Genomic DNA, 15,472 nt, shown 5'->3' with positions numbered 1-15,472 from the left:
CTGGAATCCTGTTAGTGCTGCCTTTAAGCGGCGAGCGTATCGCGCATGCGGGCCAATTGGGCTTGTACGGAAGTATCGAGCACCTGGTCCCCGACGGCCACGCGCACGCCGCCGATCAACGACTGGTCGACGGTGACGACGGGCTTGAGCTTCAGGCCGAATTTCTTCTCGAGGGCGGCGACCAGTTCTTGGACCTGGGCGTCGCTCAGCTCGAACGCGCTGGTGATTTCCGCCTGCGCCGTGCCGTCGTGACGGTTCCGCAGCACCACGAATTGCGTGGCGATCTCGGGCAGCAGCAGCAACCGGTCGTTTTCGACCAGCAGCTCGATGAAATTGCGGGCGGCCTGGGGCAGTTCGGCCTTCACCAGGCCGGTGAACAGCTCGACGCGCTGCTTGTCACCCAGACGCGGATCGGCCATGGCCTCGCGCACGTCGGGGTTGGAGGCGACCTGCGACAGCTCGCTGACCAGGTCGGCCCAAGCCTGCAGGCCCGCCTTGTCGTCGCGCGCGGCGGCGAACAGGGCTTCGGCGTACGGCCTGGCAACAGTGGAAAGTTCAGCCATGACGGTCCCGGATTAAAGCTGCGCGCGAAGCTGGTTCAGCAGCTCGGCGTGGGCGCGGGCGTCAACCTCGCGCTTGAGGATCTGCTCAGCACCCTTGACGGCCAGCGCGGCGACGTCGTCGCGCAGCGAATCACGGGCGCGCTGGACTTCCTGCGCGGCATCCTGTGCAGCTTGCGCCACGATGCGGGCACGCTCGGCTTCCGCTTCACGGCGGGCCTGCTCGATCAGGGAGGCGGCTTGCTTCTCGGCCTCGATGATGCGGGCGTGGTTTTCGGACTTGGCAGAAGCCTCGATCAGACTGACACGCGCCTGGGCCTGGGCCAGATCGGCCTTGCCCTTCTCCGCGGCGGCAAGGCCGTCGGCGATTTTTTGGCGGCGCTCGTCCATCGCCTTCGTCAGAGGAGGCCACACGAATTTCATCGTGAACCAGCCCAGAACGAAGAACACGAGCATCTGGAAAATGATCGTCGCGTTCAGATTCACGGTCGTTCCTTTAACACCTTGCGGCTCCGACGGCGCCCGGGACGGGCAACGCGGAGCACTCGATACTTTGCCGGCCGGCGACGGGGCTCAAGCCCGCATCGCCGCCAGCGTCATGACCCGCCTTTTCGCCGGCGGGCGTGCCTTAGCCGACGAACGGGTTGGCGAAGGCGAACAGCATGGCGATACCCACGCCGATCAGGAATGCCGCGTCGATCAGGCCAGCCAGCAGGAACATCTTGGTTTGCAGAGCGTTCATCAGTTCAGGCTGACGAGCCGAAGCTTCCAGGTATTTGCCGCCCATCAGTGCGATGCCGATGCAAGCGCCGATAGCGCCCAGACCGATGATAAGACCGCAAGCGAGAGCAACGAAAGCGACGTTGGTCATGACAACTCCTTGGTTAGAAATCTGAAGTCAAAAAATAAAAAGATTGGGGTACTGCTCAATGCAAGATGATCTTGCTATCCAGCGCCGGCCGGGTGGCCTGCGCCGGAAATTCGGGGGATCAGTGGCCTTCGTGCGCCTGGCCGAGGTACACCAGGGTCAGCATCATGAAGATGAAGGCCTGGAGCAACACGATCAGGATGTGGAAGATGGCCCAGATCGAGCCGGCCAGCACGTGGCCGATTCCCAAGCCGATGCTGGCGCCGTTGAAACCGGTCCAGGCACCGCCCAGCAGGGCGATCAGCATGAAAATCAATTCGCCGGCGAACATGTTGCCGAACAACCGCATGCCCAGCGACACGGACTTGGCGGCGTATTCGATCAGGTTCAGCAGCAGGTTGAACGGAGCCAGGACGAGCGCGCCCAGGCCATGCGCATGGAACGGCGCGGTGAACAGTTCCTTGACGAAGCCGCCCGGGTGCTTGATCTTGATGCCGTAGTAGAACATCAGCAGCAGCACGCCCAGCGACATGCCCATCGGCACGTTCAGGTCGGCGGTCGGCAGCACGCGGTGGTAGTAGAGGGGGTCGCCATGGTGCGCGCCCAGGCCGGTCAGGCGCCAGATCGACGGCATCAGGTCGACGGGCAGCAGGTCCAGCGCGTTCATCAGGATGATCCAGAGGAACACGGTGAGGGCGAGCGGAGCGATGAAGAGGCGGCTCTTGGCATTGTGGACGATGCCCTTGGCCTGGTCGTCGACCATGTCGACGATCATTTCCACGAAGGCCTGGAAGCGGCCCGGAACGCCGGCGGTCGCACGGCGGGCGGCGCGCCACAGGAAGAAGATGACGATCAGGCCCGTCAGGCCGGACCAGAACAACGAGTCGTAGTTGATGATGTCAAACTGAGCAATTGCAGTCTGTTTTTCGCCCGTATTGTTCAGGTGCACCAGGTGGTGCTGAATATAAGCGGACTGAGGCGACACGTCGCTGGCAGCAGCCATTTGAATCCTACCCTATTTGCTGTATGCCCGAGCCCTTGCGAGCCGGACGATTCCACGATTCCGTTTGCCGTAACCTACCCGGCAGCGCTATGACAACTTGCGGAACATCAAAAGCAGGAGATATCCCTTCAGGGTGAGTATCAGACCCAGCAGCGCGGCGGGCCAGACGAGGCTGTCCTGCGCCACACGCGAAAGCAGCCACAACAGCAATGCCGTTGCGAACAGCTTGATCAACTCACCAGAGAGAAAGGTAAAGGGACTGGCTTTACCGGCCCGAACACTGACAGCCAGGCGCAATGCGAACAACGCATTGGGTATGAAATACGCTCCTGCCCCCGCCAGCGCCGACCAACCTGCCGCCGCCCCTCCGACAACCCCCGCTATTACTGCTGCTGCGAGCCCCATGGCGCCTTGCGCCGCCAGTGCCAACAGGAGACCGCGGCCCGCCTGAGCATTCAGCGCCGCGCGATCCGCGTCACTGAGAACCAGCACCCGGTCCACCGGATCCTGACCCGCCAGAACCTGGCGTGCCTCGCCCCGTTGCGCAACGGACTGGTTCATTCCACAGGACTCGTCCCGGGCCTTTCCACCCCAACCGCGCGCAGGTTCGTGCCGCACTGTGTTCTGCTGCATCAAACTTCCCCGCCTAAAGCCGTCGTACTAAAAGCCGTATCAGTAGCCGCGATCACTAACCACGCATTGCCGCTAGCCACGCATGCATTACCAGCCGCGCATTACCAGCCGCGCACACTAGCCGTCCTACAGCCGTTCATACGACCTTTGCCCCTGTCAGAACCGGCGAAATCATCGCCCTGTGTTCTTATCCCGCAAGCGTCAAACCCGCAGAGTATAGCGTGTTTTTTTTTACCCGAGCAAATGAACTTTAGGGGGTTTGTAAGGCGACAACAGGCCCGGCCGGACCGCGCGTCGCGACGGAAATTGGGGACGTGAATGACGCCGGCCAACGCGCCAAAGCGCGGGCGCTCGGGACAAGAAAAAGCGGCTCCCGCAGGAGCCGCGCGGAGCTGCCCGGCCAGTGGCGCCCACACGCCGCCCGGCCGCGCGCAGCGCGTCAGTCTTCCTTGACCGGCGGCGGCGCCCACAGCCCGTCCAGCGCCACGTCCTGCGGCCAGTACAGGCGCATGCTGAGCAGGAACGGGCCATCGGCGGCCGGCGTGGCCAGCCAGTTGGAACGCTTGCGCTCGCCCGGATCGCGGCGCTGGATGTAGATGTCGAGCGAACCGTCGGCGTTGTACTTCAGGTCGTCGGTACTGCGCAGCGCGTAGCGATTGGCGGGGTTGTCCGGGAAGCCGTGCTTGTCGTTATAGACATGCAGCGACCAGAAGGCATTGGCCGGCGGCAGCTGGCCCTTCTCGAAGTGCAGCACGTAGTCTTCGTTCGAGTTGAGCGCGCGGCCCTTGTTGTCGGCCACCGTGACCGGATAGAGCACGTCTTCCGGCGTCGGCGCGCCCAGGCCGGCGTAGGCGATGGCGGCGCGGCGCGTGTAGTCGGTGCCGTAGGTGCCGATGCCGGTGAGCACGGTGTTCCAGCCATTGATCGGCGTGGCCAGGCGCGACACGCCGTCGGCGATGCGGCGGCCGGCCAGCGGCTGCGCGTCGGCCAGGGCCTGCTGCACGGTGGGGCTCAGGCGCCCATACGAAAACGGCTGGCGGCCATCCAGGCCGATGCGGCGCATGCGATCGAGCATGGGCGTGTCATTGGCATGCGGCGGGTTGTTGCGCAGCACGTCGAAGAACAAGGTGAAGAACGACGCGGCGTCCATGCTGGCGGCCTGCTCGGCCGGCGTACCTTCTGGCAGGTTCACCGGCATCGGCATGGGCACGTCGCTGCCGATCGGGGCCGAGCCGACGCCCGGGCCGGTCTGCGGATAAGGCGAGGCGCTGCCGGCGCCACGATGACGGCCGGGCGCCGCCGCCGCCGCCACCATCGAACTGGCCGTCATGTTGGCCTGGATCTGGTTGACCCCGGCGTAGTCCTGCGGACCGCTGGTCTGGGTCCAGCCGATCAGCCAGCCGGTCGAGGTCGGGCTGTGGATCACGTCCATGCCCGGCGGCAGCGCGCCCTGCCAGTTCGGGCCGACGATGGCGAACGACTGGGCGCCGGGGCCGTTGGTGCGCGTGCCACGCGAGGCGAACACGTCGCTCCACATGTCCAGCGCCGACAGCACCGTGTAGCGCTTGCCGGTATCCGGCAAGCGCACGATCAGCGGCGCGCGCGACACGTCGAACCACAGGCTGGAATACAGCGCGTCGGCGCTGGGCCACGGCGTATCGGCGGCGCGCGGGTCGGGGAACGCGGCCTTGTGCCCGAACTGGTTCATCGGCGCCTTGCCATCCAGCGGCGACTGCACGGCGGTGGCCTTGCGGCGCGCCAGTTCCATCAGCACCATGGGATAGGCGTAGACGTACGCATCGATCGCGGTGTCGCGCAATTCCTGCGCGCTCATCTGCGGCGCGGGCGCGGCGGCGGCGGGATACGGCGTTTCGGACACCAGCCGCAGCGTCGACCGCGGCGATTGGGCTTGCGTAGCGGTCACGAAGCAGACGCTCACCGCGCCCGCGAGCGCGGCGGCGGACCACCGGCGATTGAAGGGGGAAGTACGCATGCAAGGCTCCTTGTTGCTATTGTTTGCAGACGAGCCGCCGCGCATGAGGCTTACCAGTTCGGGCAAGCCTCTCTGGCGCGGCACCTCGTTTTCAGAGTGACGCCTTTTCAGGATAGGGCCGATCCCTGCAACAAGGTGCTGTCCAAAAGTTTCAAGGCGCAACGCCCGCGCGGAATCGCGCAGCCATGAAAAACGCGCCCGGGGTGGGCGCGTGTCGGAAACAGGGCGTCGAACGCGGATGCCCTGGTCCTGGCATGCCCGGCCCGGGGGGGGGCCGGAACGGGCGTAACAAGAATTAACGGTGTTTGAAGTCGGGTTTGCGCTTCTCGGTGAAGGCGGCCATGCCCTCCTTCTGGTCCTCGGTGGCGAACAGGGAATGGAACACGCGGCGCTCGAACAGCAGGCCTTCGTTGAGCGAACCCTCGAAGGCGCGGTTGACGCATTCCTTGGCCATCATGACCGACGGCAGCGACATCGACGCGATCACGGTGGCCGCGTCCATGGCTTCTTCCATCAACTTGTCGGCCGCAACGACGCGCGACACCAGGCCGGCGCGCTCGGCTTCCTCGGCGCCCATCATGCGGGCGGTCAGGGCCAGGTCCATGGCCTTGGCCTTGCCCACCGCGCGCGGCAGGCGCTGCGTGCCGCCGGCGCCGGGGATGACGCCCAGCTTGATTTCCGGCTGGCCGAACTTGGCGGTGTCGGCGGCGATGATGATGTCGCACATCATGGCCAGTTCGCAGCCGCCGCCCAGGGCGTAGCCGGCGACCGCGGCGATCACGGGCTTGCGGATGCGCTTGAGGGTTTCCCAGTTGCGGGTGATGTATTCGCTGCCGTACACGTCCATGTACGACCAGTCTTTCATGGCGCCGATGTCGGCGCCCGCGGCAAAGGCCTTTTCACTGCCGGTGATGACCACGGCGCCGATGTCCGCGTCCGCCTCGAAAGCCAGCAGCGCCGCCCCGAGTTCGTTCATCAGTTGATCGTTGAGCGCGTTGAGCGCCTTGGGGCGGTTCAGCGTCAGCAGACCGACGCGGCCGCGGGTTTCGACCAGCACAAACGACTCGCTCATTACCTGTCTCCAGAGGATGGGATGAAATAAGATATACGCATGGAAAAAACCGATGCTTTCCCCATACTTTACCGCCTCGCGCCCCACGACCCCGCGGGGCACCGCTACCGGATAACCCTAACCGTCCAGGCGCCCTCGCCGGATGGCCAGCGCCTGTCGCTGCCGGCCTGGATTCCGGGCAGCTACCTGATCCGCGATTTTTCGCGCCAGATCGAGTCGCTGACGGCCCATGCGGGCAGCCGCCGCGTGCCTGTCGACAAAATAGACAATCACACCTGGCAGGCCGCGCCTTGCGACGGTCCGTTGCGGGTGGAGTACACGGTGTATGCCTGGGACCTGTCGGTGCGCGGCGCGCACCTGGACGAAACGCACGGCTTCTTCAACGGCACCAGCGTGTTCCTGCGGGTGCATGGGCAGGACCACCTGCCCTGCCTGGTGGACCTGGCGCCGCCGCGCGGCATCGACGGCTGGAAGGTCTACACCAGCCTGCCCGAGGCCCGCGGCCACAAGGGCGCGGCGCGCCGCCATGGCTTCGGCCTGTACCTGGCGCCGGACTACGACGCGCTGATCGATCATCCCGTTGAAATGGGCACGCCGCAGGTGGCGAGCTTCACGGCGCATGGCGCCGAGCACGAACTGGTGTTCACGGGCGTGGCGCCCAACCTGGACCTGGCCCGCATCACCGACGACGTGCGCAGGATCTGCGAAACGCAGATCGCCTTCTTCGAACCGCGCGGCAAGCGCGCGCCATTCCTGGACAGCAGCGATCGCTATGTCTTCATGACCATGGTGACGGGCGACGGCTACGGCGGCCTGGAGCACCGCGCCAGCACGGCGCTGATGACGGCGCGCAAGGACCTGCCGGTGCTGGGCCAGCAGGGCCAGGGCGAAGGCTATCGCGGCTTCCTGGGGCTGGTCAGCCACGAGTATTTCCACACCTGGAACGTCAAGCGCATCAAGCCGCAGGCGTTCGTGCCGTACGACCTGGCGCAGCCGGACCTGACGCGGCTGTTGTGGGTGTTCGAAGGCTTCACGTCCTACTACGACGATCTGCTGCTGCTGCGTTCCAACGTGATCACGCAGAACGATTACCTGCGCCTGCTGGCCAAGACCATCACCAGCGTGGCGCGCACGCCGGGGCGGCACAAGCAGTCGGTGGCGGAAAGTTCGTTCGACGCGTGGACGCGCTATTACAAGCAGGACGAGAATTCGCCCAATGCGCTGGTCAGCTATTACACCAAGGGCGCGCTGGTGGCGCTGGGGCTGGACCTGCTGATCCGCCAGGAGTCGGCGGGCGCGCATTCGCTGGACGATGTGATGCGGCTGTTGTGGCAACGGTATGGGCGCGATTTCTATCGCGGCAAGGCGCAGGGGTTGGCGGAGGATGGCTTGCCGGCGCTGATCAAGGAGGCGACCGGGGTGGATGCGCGGCGCTTCATTGCGCGACATGCCTACGGGACGGCGGATGTGCCGCTGGCGGAGCTGCTGGCCGCTCAAGGCGTCAAGCTGCAATGGAAAGCCTCGGTCAATATTCCTTCGCTGGATGTGCGCACGCGCAAGCAGGGGGATTCACTGGTGCTGGCAACGGTGCTGGAGGGCGGCGCGGGACATAGGGGCGGATTGTCTGCCGGGGATGTGCTGGTGGCGATCGATGGCTTGAAGGTCGAGGGGGCCTCCGGTGTGGAGGTGCTGCTGGGACAGTACCGGGTGGGGGATCGCGTGGACGTGCACGTGTTCAGGCGGGATGAGTTGCGGGTGTTTCAGGTTCGGTTGAGTGGGCCTGAGGCGCTGGATTGTGTGTTGTCGGTTGGGTGAGTATTTTTTTTAGGGCCTTCTTTATTGGAAGGCCCGTTTTGCATTGGGGCGGTGGGGTTCTTCAGGCGCGTGTGGCGGGGCAGGCGGGGGAGGACGGGGCTACGATTGCGGTCCGGAGCGTTCGCTCCGGACTGCCCCTGCGTCAACCTTGTACGCCTTCGGCTCCCTTCGGTTTCCCTTGGGCGCATCTACACGCCCCGCCCTCCCCCGCCTGCCCCGCCACACGCTCGCGTTGAGACTTAACGGCCGTTGCTGGGGCGGGCTGTTTGCTTGGCGTTTTTGCCGTCTAGGTGTGGGGTGGGGAGGATCTTGCGGGGCCCGCCGCAAGCGGCCGCGCGGGCGGCCTTTTGCGGCTTACGTTGTGTCTTGCGATTTGGGATGACGCTCTCGCGGATGCGTCAGTTCAACTTCGCGCCGGAGACTTCGACGGCTTGTTTCCAGGTGTCGAGTTCCTTGTTGATGTGGTCGACGAAGGCGGCGGGAGTGGAGCCTACGGTTTCGTAGCCGTAGCTGTTCAGCTGGGCCTTCAGGTCGGGGGTGTTGATGGCGGCGGCGATGGCGCTGCTGAGGGTGTCGAGGATGGCGGGTGGCGTGTTGGCGGGGGCCAGGATGCCGTACCAGCCGTTGATGACGAAGCCGGGGACGGCTTCGGCGACGGTGGGGACGTTGGGCAGCAAGGGGGAGCGGTGTTCGCCGGTGACGGCCAGGGCCTTGAGCTTGCCGGACTGCACTTGGGGGAGCGAGGTGGAGATGCTGTCGAACATCAGCGAGACCTCGCCGCCCAACAGGGCGACGACGGCGGGGCCACTGCCTTTGTAGGGGACGTGCAGCATGTCGGCGCCGGTGCGATGCTTGAAGATCTCGGCGGCCAGGTGGCTGGTGTTGCCGTTGCCGGCGGAGGCGAAGCTGAGCTTGCCGGGGTGCTGCCTGGCGTAGGCGATGAGTTCGGGGATGTTGTTCGCCGGCGTGGACAGCGGCGCCGAGACCAGCATGGGCAGGGTCGCGACCAGCGAGACCGGGGCGAAGTCGCGCCGGGTGTCGTAGGGCAGCGAGGGATAGAGGCTGGGGTTGATGGTGTGGGCGGCCAGGACCATCAGCAGGGTGTAGCCGTCGGGCCTGGCGCGGGCCAACTGGGCCGAGGCGATGGCGCCGCCGGCGCCCGGCTTGTACTCCAGCACCACGGGCTGGTTCCACTTCTTTTGCAAGGCCGCGCCCAGCGGGCGGGCCAGCATGTCGGCGCTGCCGCCGGGCGGGTACGGGATCAGCAGCGTAATCGGCTTGTCGGGATAGGCGCCGGCGGGTGCCGCCGCCGCGGGCTGTGCGCGGACGGTGGTCGCCGCGGCAAACAACAGGCTGGCGGTTGCCAGGACGGCTAGGACGGGACGGTGCATGGCGGACTCCGGGATGGCTCGGACAGGGCGGGTTGCCTCAGCCCCTGACGTAGCGCGGCGCGCCGGCGGCATCGAGCGCGATGACCGATGGCGTGTCGGTAAACCGCAGGGGCGCTTCGGTGGCGGCCTGCAGCGCCTCGGCGCTGACGCCTTGCAGCATGGCGTGCACGCGCAGGCCCGCGGACGTGACGTCGATCACGGCCAGGTCGGTGTAGATGCGCGTGACCACGCCGGCGCCGGTAAGCGGGTAGCGGCATTGGCGCAGGATCTTGGGCGCGCCGTCGCGGCCGCGGTGTTCCATCATGGCCAGCACCTGGCGCGCGCCGACGGCCAGGTCCATGGCGCCGCCCACGGCGGGGATGGCGTCGGCGTCATCAGTCTTCCAGTTGGCCAGGTCGCCGCGTTCCGACACCTGGAAGGCGCCGAGCACGGCGTAGTCCAGGTGGCCGCCGCGCATCATGGCGAACGACACGGTGTGTTCGGTGATGGAGGCGCCGGGCAGCAGCGTGATGGGCTGGCGGCTGGCGTTGATGAGGTCCGGATCGACGGCGTCGCCGGCCGCGGCGGGCCCCATGCCGGTGATGCCGTTCTCGCTGTGCAAGAGGATGTCCTTGTCGGGCGGCAGGTAGTCGCCGACCAGGGTCGGCATGCCGATGCCGAGGTTGACCACCGAGCCATCCGGGATGTCGCCGGCCAGCAATTGCGCGACCTGCTGGCGGGTCATGGGCGTGATCGTCGGCATTTCAGGTCTCCACCCGCACCACGGTTTTCACGAACAGGCCGGGCGTCATGATGTGCTCGGGCGCGAAGGCGCCCAGCGGCACGACCTCGTCGACCTGGGCGATGGCGTGGCCGGCGGCCATGCACATCACGGGGTTGAAATTGCGCGCGGCGTGGCGGTACATCAGGTTGCCCCAGCGGTCGCCCTGGTGCGCGCGGATCAGCGCGTAGTCGCCGCGCAGCGGCTGTTCCAGCACGTAGCCGACGCCGTCGATCACTTCCTGGCGGCGTCCTTGCGCCAGCTCGGTGCCGTAGCCGGTGGGCGTGTAGAACGGCCCCAGGCCCGCGCCGGCCGCGCGCAGGCGTTCGGCCAGGGTGCCTTGCGGCACGCATTCCAGTTCCACCTCGCCGGCGCGGAAGGCGCGGGCGAAGGCCTCGGAATTGGGCGGGCGCGGATGCGAGCAGATGATCTTGCGCACCTGGCGGCGATCGAGCAGCGCGGCGATGCCGCGGTCAAAGGTGCCGGCGTTGTTGGCAATAATGGTCAGGTCGCGCCGGCTCAGTTCCGCCAGGCAGTGCAGCAGCTCGTATGGCACGCCGGCTTCGCCGAAGCCGCCCACCAGCACGCTGGCGCCATCGGGAATGATGGCCACGGCGTCCATCATGCAGGCCTGAATCTTGTCGATCACTTATTGCTCCTGGACGATGCCGGCGGCGTCCACGATCCGCTTCCAGCGGACGCGTTCCTGGTCGATGAAGGTGGCGAACTCGGCCGGCGTGTCGCCGCCGGCCTGCCCGCCCATGGCGCGAAAACGCTCGGCGACGTCGGGGCTGCGCACCACGTCGCGGGTGGCGGCATAAAGCGCGTCGATGACGGCGGCGGGCGTGCCGGCCGGCGCCACCAGGCCGAACCAGGCGGTGACCACCATGTCGGGCACGCCAGCTTCGGCCATGGTGGGCACGTCGGGCAATTCCGCCAGGCGCCGGTCGCTGGTGACGGCCAATGCGCGCAGCTTGCCCGACTGGATGTAGGGCATGGAGCTGGGCAGGTTGTCGATCATGAAAGTGAACTGCTGCCCAAGCAGCGCGGCCACCGCGGGGCCCGCGCCCTTGTAGGGCACGTGAGTGCCGCCGATGCCGGCGCGCTGCTTGAACAGTTCCGCCGACAGGTGCGGCGACTGGCCGCTGCCCGAGCTGCCGAACGACACCTGGCCCGGATCCTTCTTCGCCAGCGCCAGCAGGTCGGCCACGCTGCGCGCGGGCGAGGCTTCGTTGACCACCAGCACGTTGGGCACGGAAATCACCCGCGTCACCGGCGCGAAGTCGGCCGGCTTGTAGGGCAAGGTCTTGTAGAGCGCGTAGTTGATGGCATTGGGACCGATGTTGCCCATCAGGAGCGTGTAGCCGTCGGGCCTGGCGCGCGCCAGGGTCTGCGCGCCGATGATGCCGGCGGCGCCGGCGCGGTTCTCGACGATGACCTGCTGGCCCAGCTTCGCGGCCAGCTTGTCGGCGATCAGGCGCGCCGCGATGTCGGTGGTGCCGCCGGGAGAGGCCGGCACGATGAGGGTGAGAGGCCGTTCGGGCCACGCCGCCACGGCGGGCCCCGCCATGGCGAACAACAGCGCGCCGGCGGCCAGCCAGCGTTGCGGGTGCGGCATGCTTGTCTCCCTGCGAGATCCTGGTGCGGATCGTCTTGTGCGAAAGAGTGTGGCCGCGACGCCGCGAAATGCCTATTCCGGAATCTGGAGGAGCGGCTTCGCCTGCGCAAAAGAGCGCGCCGCGCCCGCCGTGTCAGCGGGCCGCCATCTGCGCCGCCGTGCGCAGGAACGCCCGCAGCGCGCGGTTGCCGTCGTCGCGCCGCGTGACCGCGTAGACCGTGCCGCTGCCCACCGCGGCCGGCAGCGCGCACACCGCGATGCGCGCGCCGAAGTGACCGCAGGTCGACTGCGGCACCAGCGCCACGCCCAGCCCTGCCGCCACCAGCGCCAGTTGCGCCGGCACTTCGGCCACGCGCTGCGCCACCGACTGCGCCAGGCCGGCGCGGGCGCAGGTGTCGGCCAGCTCGCGGGCGAACGCCGAGGTGTCCGTGCGCAGCATCACGAATGCGTCGCGCGCCAGGTCGGCCAGGGCCAGGCGCTTGCGCCCCGCCAGGCGATGGCCGGCGGGCAGCGCCGCCACCACCGGATCGGACCACAGCGCCAACGATTGCAGTTCGTCATCGTCGACCGCGGTGCGCGAGATGCTGACGTCGATGCGGTGGCCGCGCAGCGCCTCCAGCTGCGCCGCCGGGTTCATCTCGTTGAGCAGCACCGAGACCTGTGGATGGCTAGCGGCATGGCGCGCGATCAGCGCCGGCACCGGCCCCATGAAATGCGAACCGGACAGGCCGATCTCGACCCGCCCCGCCCTGCCCTGGTCCACCGCGCGCACCCGCACCGTGGCGTCCTTCAGGCCCGCGAGCGTGGCGCGCACGTCATTCAGGAACGCCGCGCCGGCCTCGGTCAAGGCCACCCGGCGGTTGGTGCGGTCGAACAGCTTGACCTCCAGCTCGCGCTCGAGCTGGGCGATCTGCAGGCTCAGCGGCGGCTGCGAGATATGCAGCCGGGCGGCAGCGCGGGTGAAGTTGAGTTCTTCGGCCAGCACGGCGAAATAACGGAGTTGGCGGATTTCCATGGCGGCCAATGATTTGTAAAATATATGAAACCAGACAAAAACTATATTGGAAACTATCGTTCGCGGCGAGCAGAATTGTTTGCGCGCCAATCGGGCGCAGACAACGCCTACCGGAGACCCGCCATGACCCAGTCGCCCCGCGTCCTGCGCATCGGCCAGATCGTTCCCAGTTCCAACACCACCATGGAAACGGAGATCCCCGCCATGCTGCGCCGGCGCGAGACCATCGCGCCCGAACGCTTCACCTTCCACTCCAGCCGCATGCGCATGAAGCAGGTGACGGCGGCCGAGCTCGCCTCGATGGACCGCGAATCCGACCGCTGCGCGCAGGAACTGTCGGACGCCCGCGTCGACGTGCTGGGTTATGCCTGCCTGGTGGCCATCATGGCGCAGGGCCTGGGCTACCACCGCGCCTCGCAGGAACGGCTGCATCAGGCCACCGTGGACAACGGCGCGCCCGCGCCCATCGTTTCCAGCGCCGGCGCGCTGGTCGAAGGCCTGCATGCCATCGGCGCGCGCAAGGTCGCCATCCTGACCCCCTACATGAAGCCGCTGACCAAGCTGGTGGTGGACTACATCGAGCACGAAGGCATCGAAGTGCACGACAGCCTGTCGCTGGAGATCGCCGACAACCTGAAGGTGGGCGCGCAGGATCCGATGGCGCCCGCCAGCCATGTCGAGCGCCTGGATACGCGCGGCGTCGACGCCGTGGTGCTGTCGGCCTGCGTGCAGATGCCGTCGCTGGCGTCGATCCAGCCGGTGCAGGACCGCCTGGGCCTGCCGGTGGTGACGGCCGCCGCGGCCACGGTCTACCGCATGCTCAAGGTGCTGGACCTGGAGACGCGCGTGCCCGACGCCGGCGAACTGCTGACCGGCAAGTACTGAACGCTATTTCCCGAGCGAGAGGATCTCGTTGGCGTTGACGATGGCGCCGGCGATTTCCTCGGTGGTGACGCGTTTGTTCATGGCCTGTTCGCGGATCAGGTCATAGGCCTGGCCCTCGGTCACGTTGCGCGTGCGCATCAGGATGCCCTTGGCTTCGGCGATGCGGCGCGCGCCCAGCAGCTTGCCTTCGAGCTTGCGCAGGCGGCGCGCGTGCGACTTGATGTCGTCGTAGACCTGCCGCGCCACCACCAGCGTCGACAACAGGCCGAACGATCGCACCGGCGACGGCAGCACCGCCTTGGCGCCGATGCGCAGCACCGCTTCGACGATGGTCGGGTTCTCGTAGGTGACGATGGCGATGACCATCGGCGCCTCGTCGCTCTTGGCCCATTCGAAACCCAGGTCGATGACGTCCGGCCGCACCGCCAGGAACACCACGTCCAGCCCTTCGGGCAGCGTCGGCGCCGGCGGCCAGAAGGTCTGCACCTGGCAACCGATGCGTTGCAGTTGCTGCGTCAGCTGCCTGCCATCGGCGTCGTCCGGATGGTAGACGGCGATGCGCAGGGTGCGCAGGTCCTTCAGCAACGAGGGCGTCGCGCGCATCACGCGCAGGCGGCTTGCCGGCTCCACCGTCAGATCTCCAGCGAGCTCAGGGTCGCCGTCCAGTCGCCCAGCGAATGGGTGACCAGGTACGGATCGGGGTGCACCGGCCGCGTGGCTTCGCGCACGATGGTGAACTGCCCCTTGCCGTTGACCCGCCCCACCCGCGGATAAAGGCAGGTGTGGTGGTTGGTGGGATCGATGCGCACGCGGCCCTGCGGCGCCTGGAATTCGCTTTGCAGCACGCGCGGCAGGATCTGCGCGATTTCGTCGGTGCCGGTGTCGCGGTAGGCGTTGGCGAAGATGTGCATCTGGAAGTAGGCGGCTTCCCAGCACAGGTTGGGCACGCAGCCCTGGCCGAAACGCCGCCGCAGCCGTTCCAGGCAGCGGTGGTTGACCTCGGAATCGATCGATTGGAAATACGGCGCCGACGTGAAATGCCCCGCCGCCACCTCGGGCTCCATCTGCGAAATCTCGGCCTCGGAGGTGGTCAGGCTGGCGATCGGCATGGTCTTGGGATCGAAGCCGGCGTCGGCGTAGGCGCGATACAGACAGGCGGTGGAATTGCCCACCACGGTGGAAAAAATGAAGTCCGGCCGCTTGTTGCGGATGTCGTCGAGGATTTCGCGGTAGTCGCGCTCGGTCGCGTTCAGCGGCACGTAGCGCTCGCCCAGCTTGGCGCTGTCCTGGCGTTGCAGCACCAGCTCGCGCATGATGCGGTTGGATTCGTAGGGATAGATGTAGTCCGAGCCGATCAGGTAGACGCGGGCGCCGAAGTTGGCGGTCATGAATTCCGCCAGCTGCACGCTGTTCTGGTTGGGCGCGGCGCCGGTATAGATGATGTTGTTGGAGAACTCGAAGCCTTCGTACAGCGTCGGGTAGAACAGCAGCCGGTTCCATTTCTCGACCACCGGCAGCACCGCCTTGCGGCTGCTGGACATGTAGCAGCCGAAGATGACGTTGACGCGGTCCTGGGTAATCAGCCGTTCGGCCAGCACGCTGTAGGTGGCCGGGTCGGAGCGCGGGTCGTAGCGCACCGGCACGATCTCGCGCCCGTCGACGCCGCCGGCCTCGTTGATCTCGTCGATCGCCAGGAGCGTGCCTTGCAACTGGGAACGGCCTATGGTCGATGTGGCCCCCGTTTCAGAGAACAACACGCCCACGCGGATAGGATCTTTGTTTGCCATGATCGGAGGAACCGCCGCACAGAGGTCAATCGGTCGAGGTGATCAGTTTCAGCATAGGCGCGCGCGGCGTCA

The 15,472-nt window shown here is 66.8% G+C and carries 16 protein-coding genes; 2 read left to right on the top strand and 14 right to left on the bottom strand.

Features of this window, described 5'->3' with window-relative positions; genetic code table 11:
* Nucleotides 1-23: 23 nt before the first annotated feature.
* The 7 genes from AT699_RS02000 to AT699_RS01970 form a co-directional block, all read right to left on the bottom strand.
* The gene (locus AT699_RS02000; RefSeq protein ID WP_006386765.1) at nucleotides 24-563 is read right to left on the bottom strand and encodes a F0F1 ATP synthase subunit delta; all 540 of its coding nucleotides are present in this window, start codon (nucleotides 561-563) and stop codon (nucleotides 24-26) included.
* 12 nt (nucleotides 564-575) lie between these two features.
* Nucleotides 576-1,046: a F0F1 ATP synthase subunit B gene (locus AT699_RS01995; RefSeq protein ID WP_006227275.1), complete on the bottom strand. Its 471-nt coding sequence runs from the start codon at nucleotides 1,044-1,046 to the stop codon at nucleotides 576-578.
* A gap of 142 nt (nucleotides 1,047-1,188) precedes the next feature.
* Nucleotides 1,189-1,431 (bottom strand): F0F1 ATP synthase subunit C, encoded by a 243-nt coding sequence (gene atpE, locus AT699_RS01990; RefSeq protein WP_003815363.1) that lies wholly within the window; start codon nucleotides 1,429-1,431, stop codon nucleotides 1,189-1,191.
* Nucleotides 1,432-1,549: 118 nt separating this feature from the next.
* Nucleotides 1,550-2,431 (bottom strand): F0F1 ATP synthase subunit A, encoded by an 882-nt coding sequence (gene atpB / locus AT699_RS01985; RefSeq protein WP_006386764.1) that lies wholly within the window; start codon nucleotides 2,429-2,431, stop codon nucleotides 1,550-1,552.
* An 87-nt stretch (nucleotides 2,432-2,518) separates the two neighbouring features.
* Complete coding sequence (locus tag AT699_RS01980) at nucleotides 2,519-2,932, bottom strand: ATP synthase subunit I (protein ID WP_026385148.1); 414 nt, start codon at nucleotides 2,930-2,932, stop codon at nucleotides 2,519-2,521.
* Nucleotides 2,933-3,503: 571 nt separating this feature from the next.
* Nucleotides 3,504-5,057, bottom strand: coding sequence for a DUF1254 domain-containing protein (locus AT699_RS01975; RefSeq protein WP_058207209.1), 1,554 nt, complete (start codon nucleotides 5,055-5,057; stop codon nucleotides 3,504-3,506).
* A gap of 295 nt (nucleotides 5,058-5,352) precedes the next feature.
* Complete coding sequence (locus tag AT699_RS01970; RefSeq protein ID WP_006386761.1) at nucleotides 5,353-6,129, bottom strand: enoyl-CoA hydratase; 777 nt, start codon at nucleotides 6,127-6,129, stop codon at nucleotides 5,353-5,355.
* A 39-nt stretch (nucleotides 6,130-6,168) separates the two neighbouring features.
* Between AT699_RS01970 and AT699_RS01965 the strand changes: the two genes are divergently transcribed.
* A complete protein-coding gene (locus tag AT699_RS01965; RefSeq protein ID WP_024067544.1) occupies nucleotides 6,169-7,944 on the top strand; it encodes a M61 family metallopeptidase in 1,776 nt (591 codons plus the stop codon).
* A 398-nt stretch (nucleotides 7,945-8,342) separates the two neighbouring features.
* Here AT699_RS01965 and AT699_RS01960 read toward each other — a convergent pair whose 3' ends face one another.
* The 5 genes from AT699_RS01960 to AT699_RS01940 form a co-directional block, all read right to left on the bottom strand.
* Nucleotides 8,343-9,335 carry a tripartite tricarboxylate transporter substrate binding protein gene (locus tag AT699_RS01960; protein WP_024067543.1) on the bottom strand — a complete coding sequence of 331 codons (993 nt, stop codon included), beginning with the start codon at nucleotides 9,333-9,335 and terminating at the stop codon, nucleotides 8,343-8,345.
* Between the two features lie 37 nt (nucleotides 9,336-9,372).
* On the bottom strand, nucleotides 9,373-10,077 hold the full coding sequence (locus tag AT699_RS01955) for a 3-oxoacid CoA-transferase subunit B (RefSeq protein ID WP_024067542.1): 705 nt from the start codon (nucleotides 10,075-10,077) through the stop codon (nucleotides 9,373-9,375).
* Between the two features lies 1 nt (nucleotide 10,078).
* Nucleotides 10,079-10,744: a 3-oxoacid CoA-transferase subunit A gene (locus AT699_RS01950; RefSeq protein ID WP_024067541.1), complete on the bottom strand. Its 666-nt coding sequence runs from the start codon at nucleotides 10,742-10,744 to the stop codon at nucleotides 10,079-10,081.
* Nucleotides 10,745-11,713, bottom strand: coding sequence for a Bug family tripartite tricarboxylate transporter substrate binding protein (locus AT699_RS01945; RefSeq protein ID WP_024067540.1), 969 nt, complete (start codon nucleotides 11,711-11,713; stop codon nucleotides 10,745-10,747).
* A gap of 133 nt (nucleotides 11,714-11,846) precedes the next feature.
* Nucleotides 11,847-12,728 carry a LysR substrate-binding domain-containing protein gene (locus tag AT699_RS01940; protein ID WP_024067539.1) on the bottom strand — a complete coding sequence of 294 codons (882 nt, stop codon included), beginning with the start codon at nucleotides 12,726-12,728 and terminating at the stop codon, nucleotides 11,847-11,849.
* Nucleotides 12,729-12,851: 123 nt separating this feature from the next.
* Here AT699_RS01940 and AT699_RS01935 point away from each other — a divergent pair, with 123 nt between their 5' ends.
* Nucleotides 12,852-13,613: a maleate cis-trans isomerase family protein gene (locus AT699_RS01935; protein ID WP_006392519.1), complete on the top strand. Its 762-nt coding sequence runs from the start codon at nucleotides 12,852-12,854 to the stop codon at nucleotides 13,611-13,613.
* 3 nt (nucleotides 13,614-13,616) lie between these two features.
* Here AT699_RS01935 and AT699_RS01930 read toward each other — a convergent pair whose 3' ends face one another.
* Nucleotides 13,617-14,216, bottom strand: a complete 600-nt coding sequence (locus tag AT699_RS01930; protein WP_080564252.1) for an ANTAR domain-containing response regulator — start codon at nucleotides 14,214-14,216, stop codon at nucleotides 13,617-13,619.
* Between the two features lie 29 nt (nucleotides 14,217-14,245).
* The gene (locus AT699_RS01925; protein ID WP_006386752.1) at nucleotides 14,246-15,400 is read right to left on the bottom strand and encodes a transporter substrate-binding domain-containing protein; all 1,155 of its coding nucleotides are present in this window, start codon (nucleotides 15,398-15,400) and stop codon (nucleotides 14,246-14,248) included.
* Nucleotides 15,401-15,472 lie beyond the last annotated feature (72 nt).

Source organism: Achromobacter xylosoxidans (assembly GCF_001457475.1).
Taxonomy (GTDB): Bacteria; Pseudomonadota; Gammaproteobacteria; order Burkholderiales; family Burkholderiaceae_B; genus Achromobacter; species Achromobacter xylosoxidans.
This window is presented reverse-complemented; position numbering and strand designations above follow the sequence as displayed.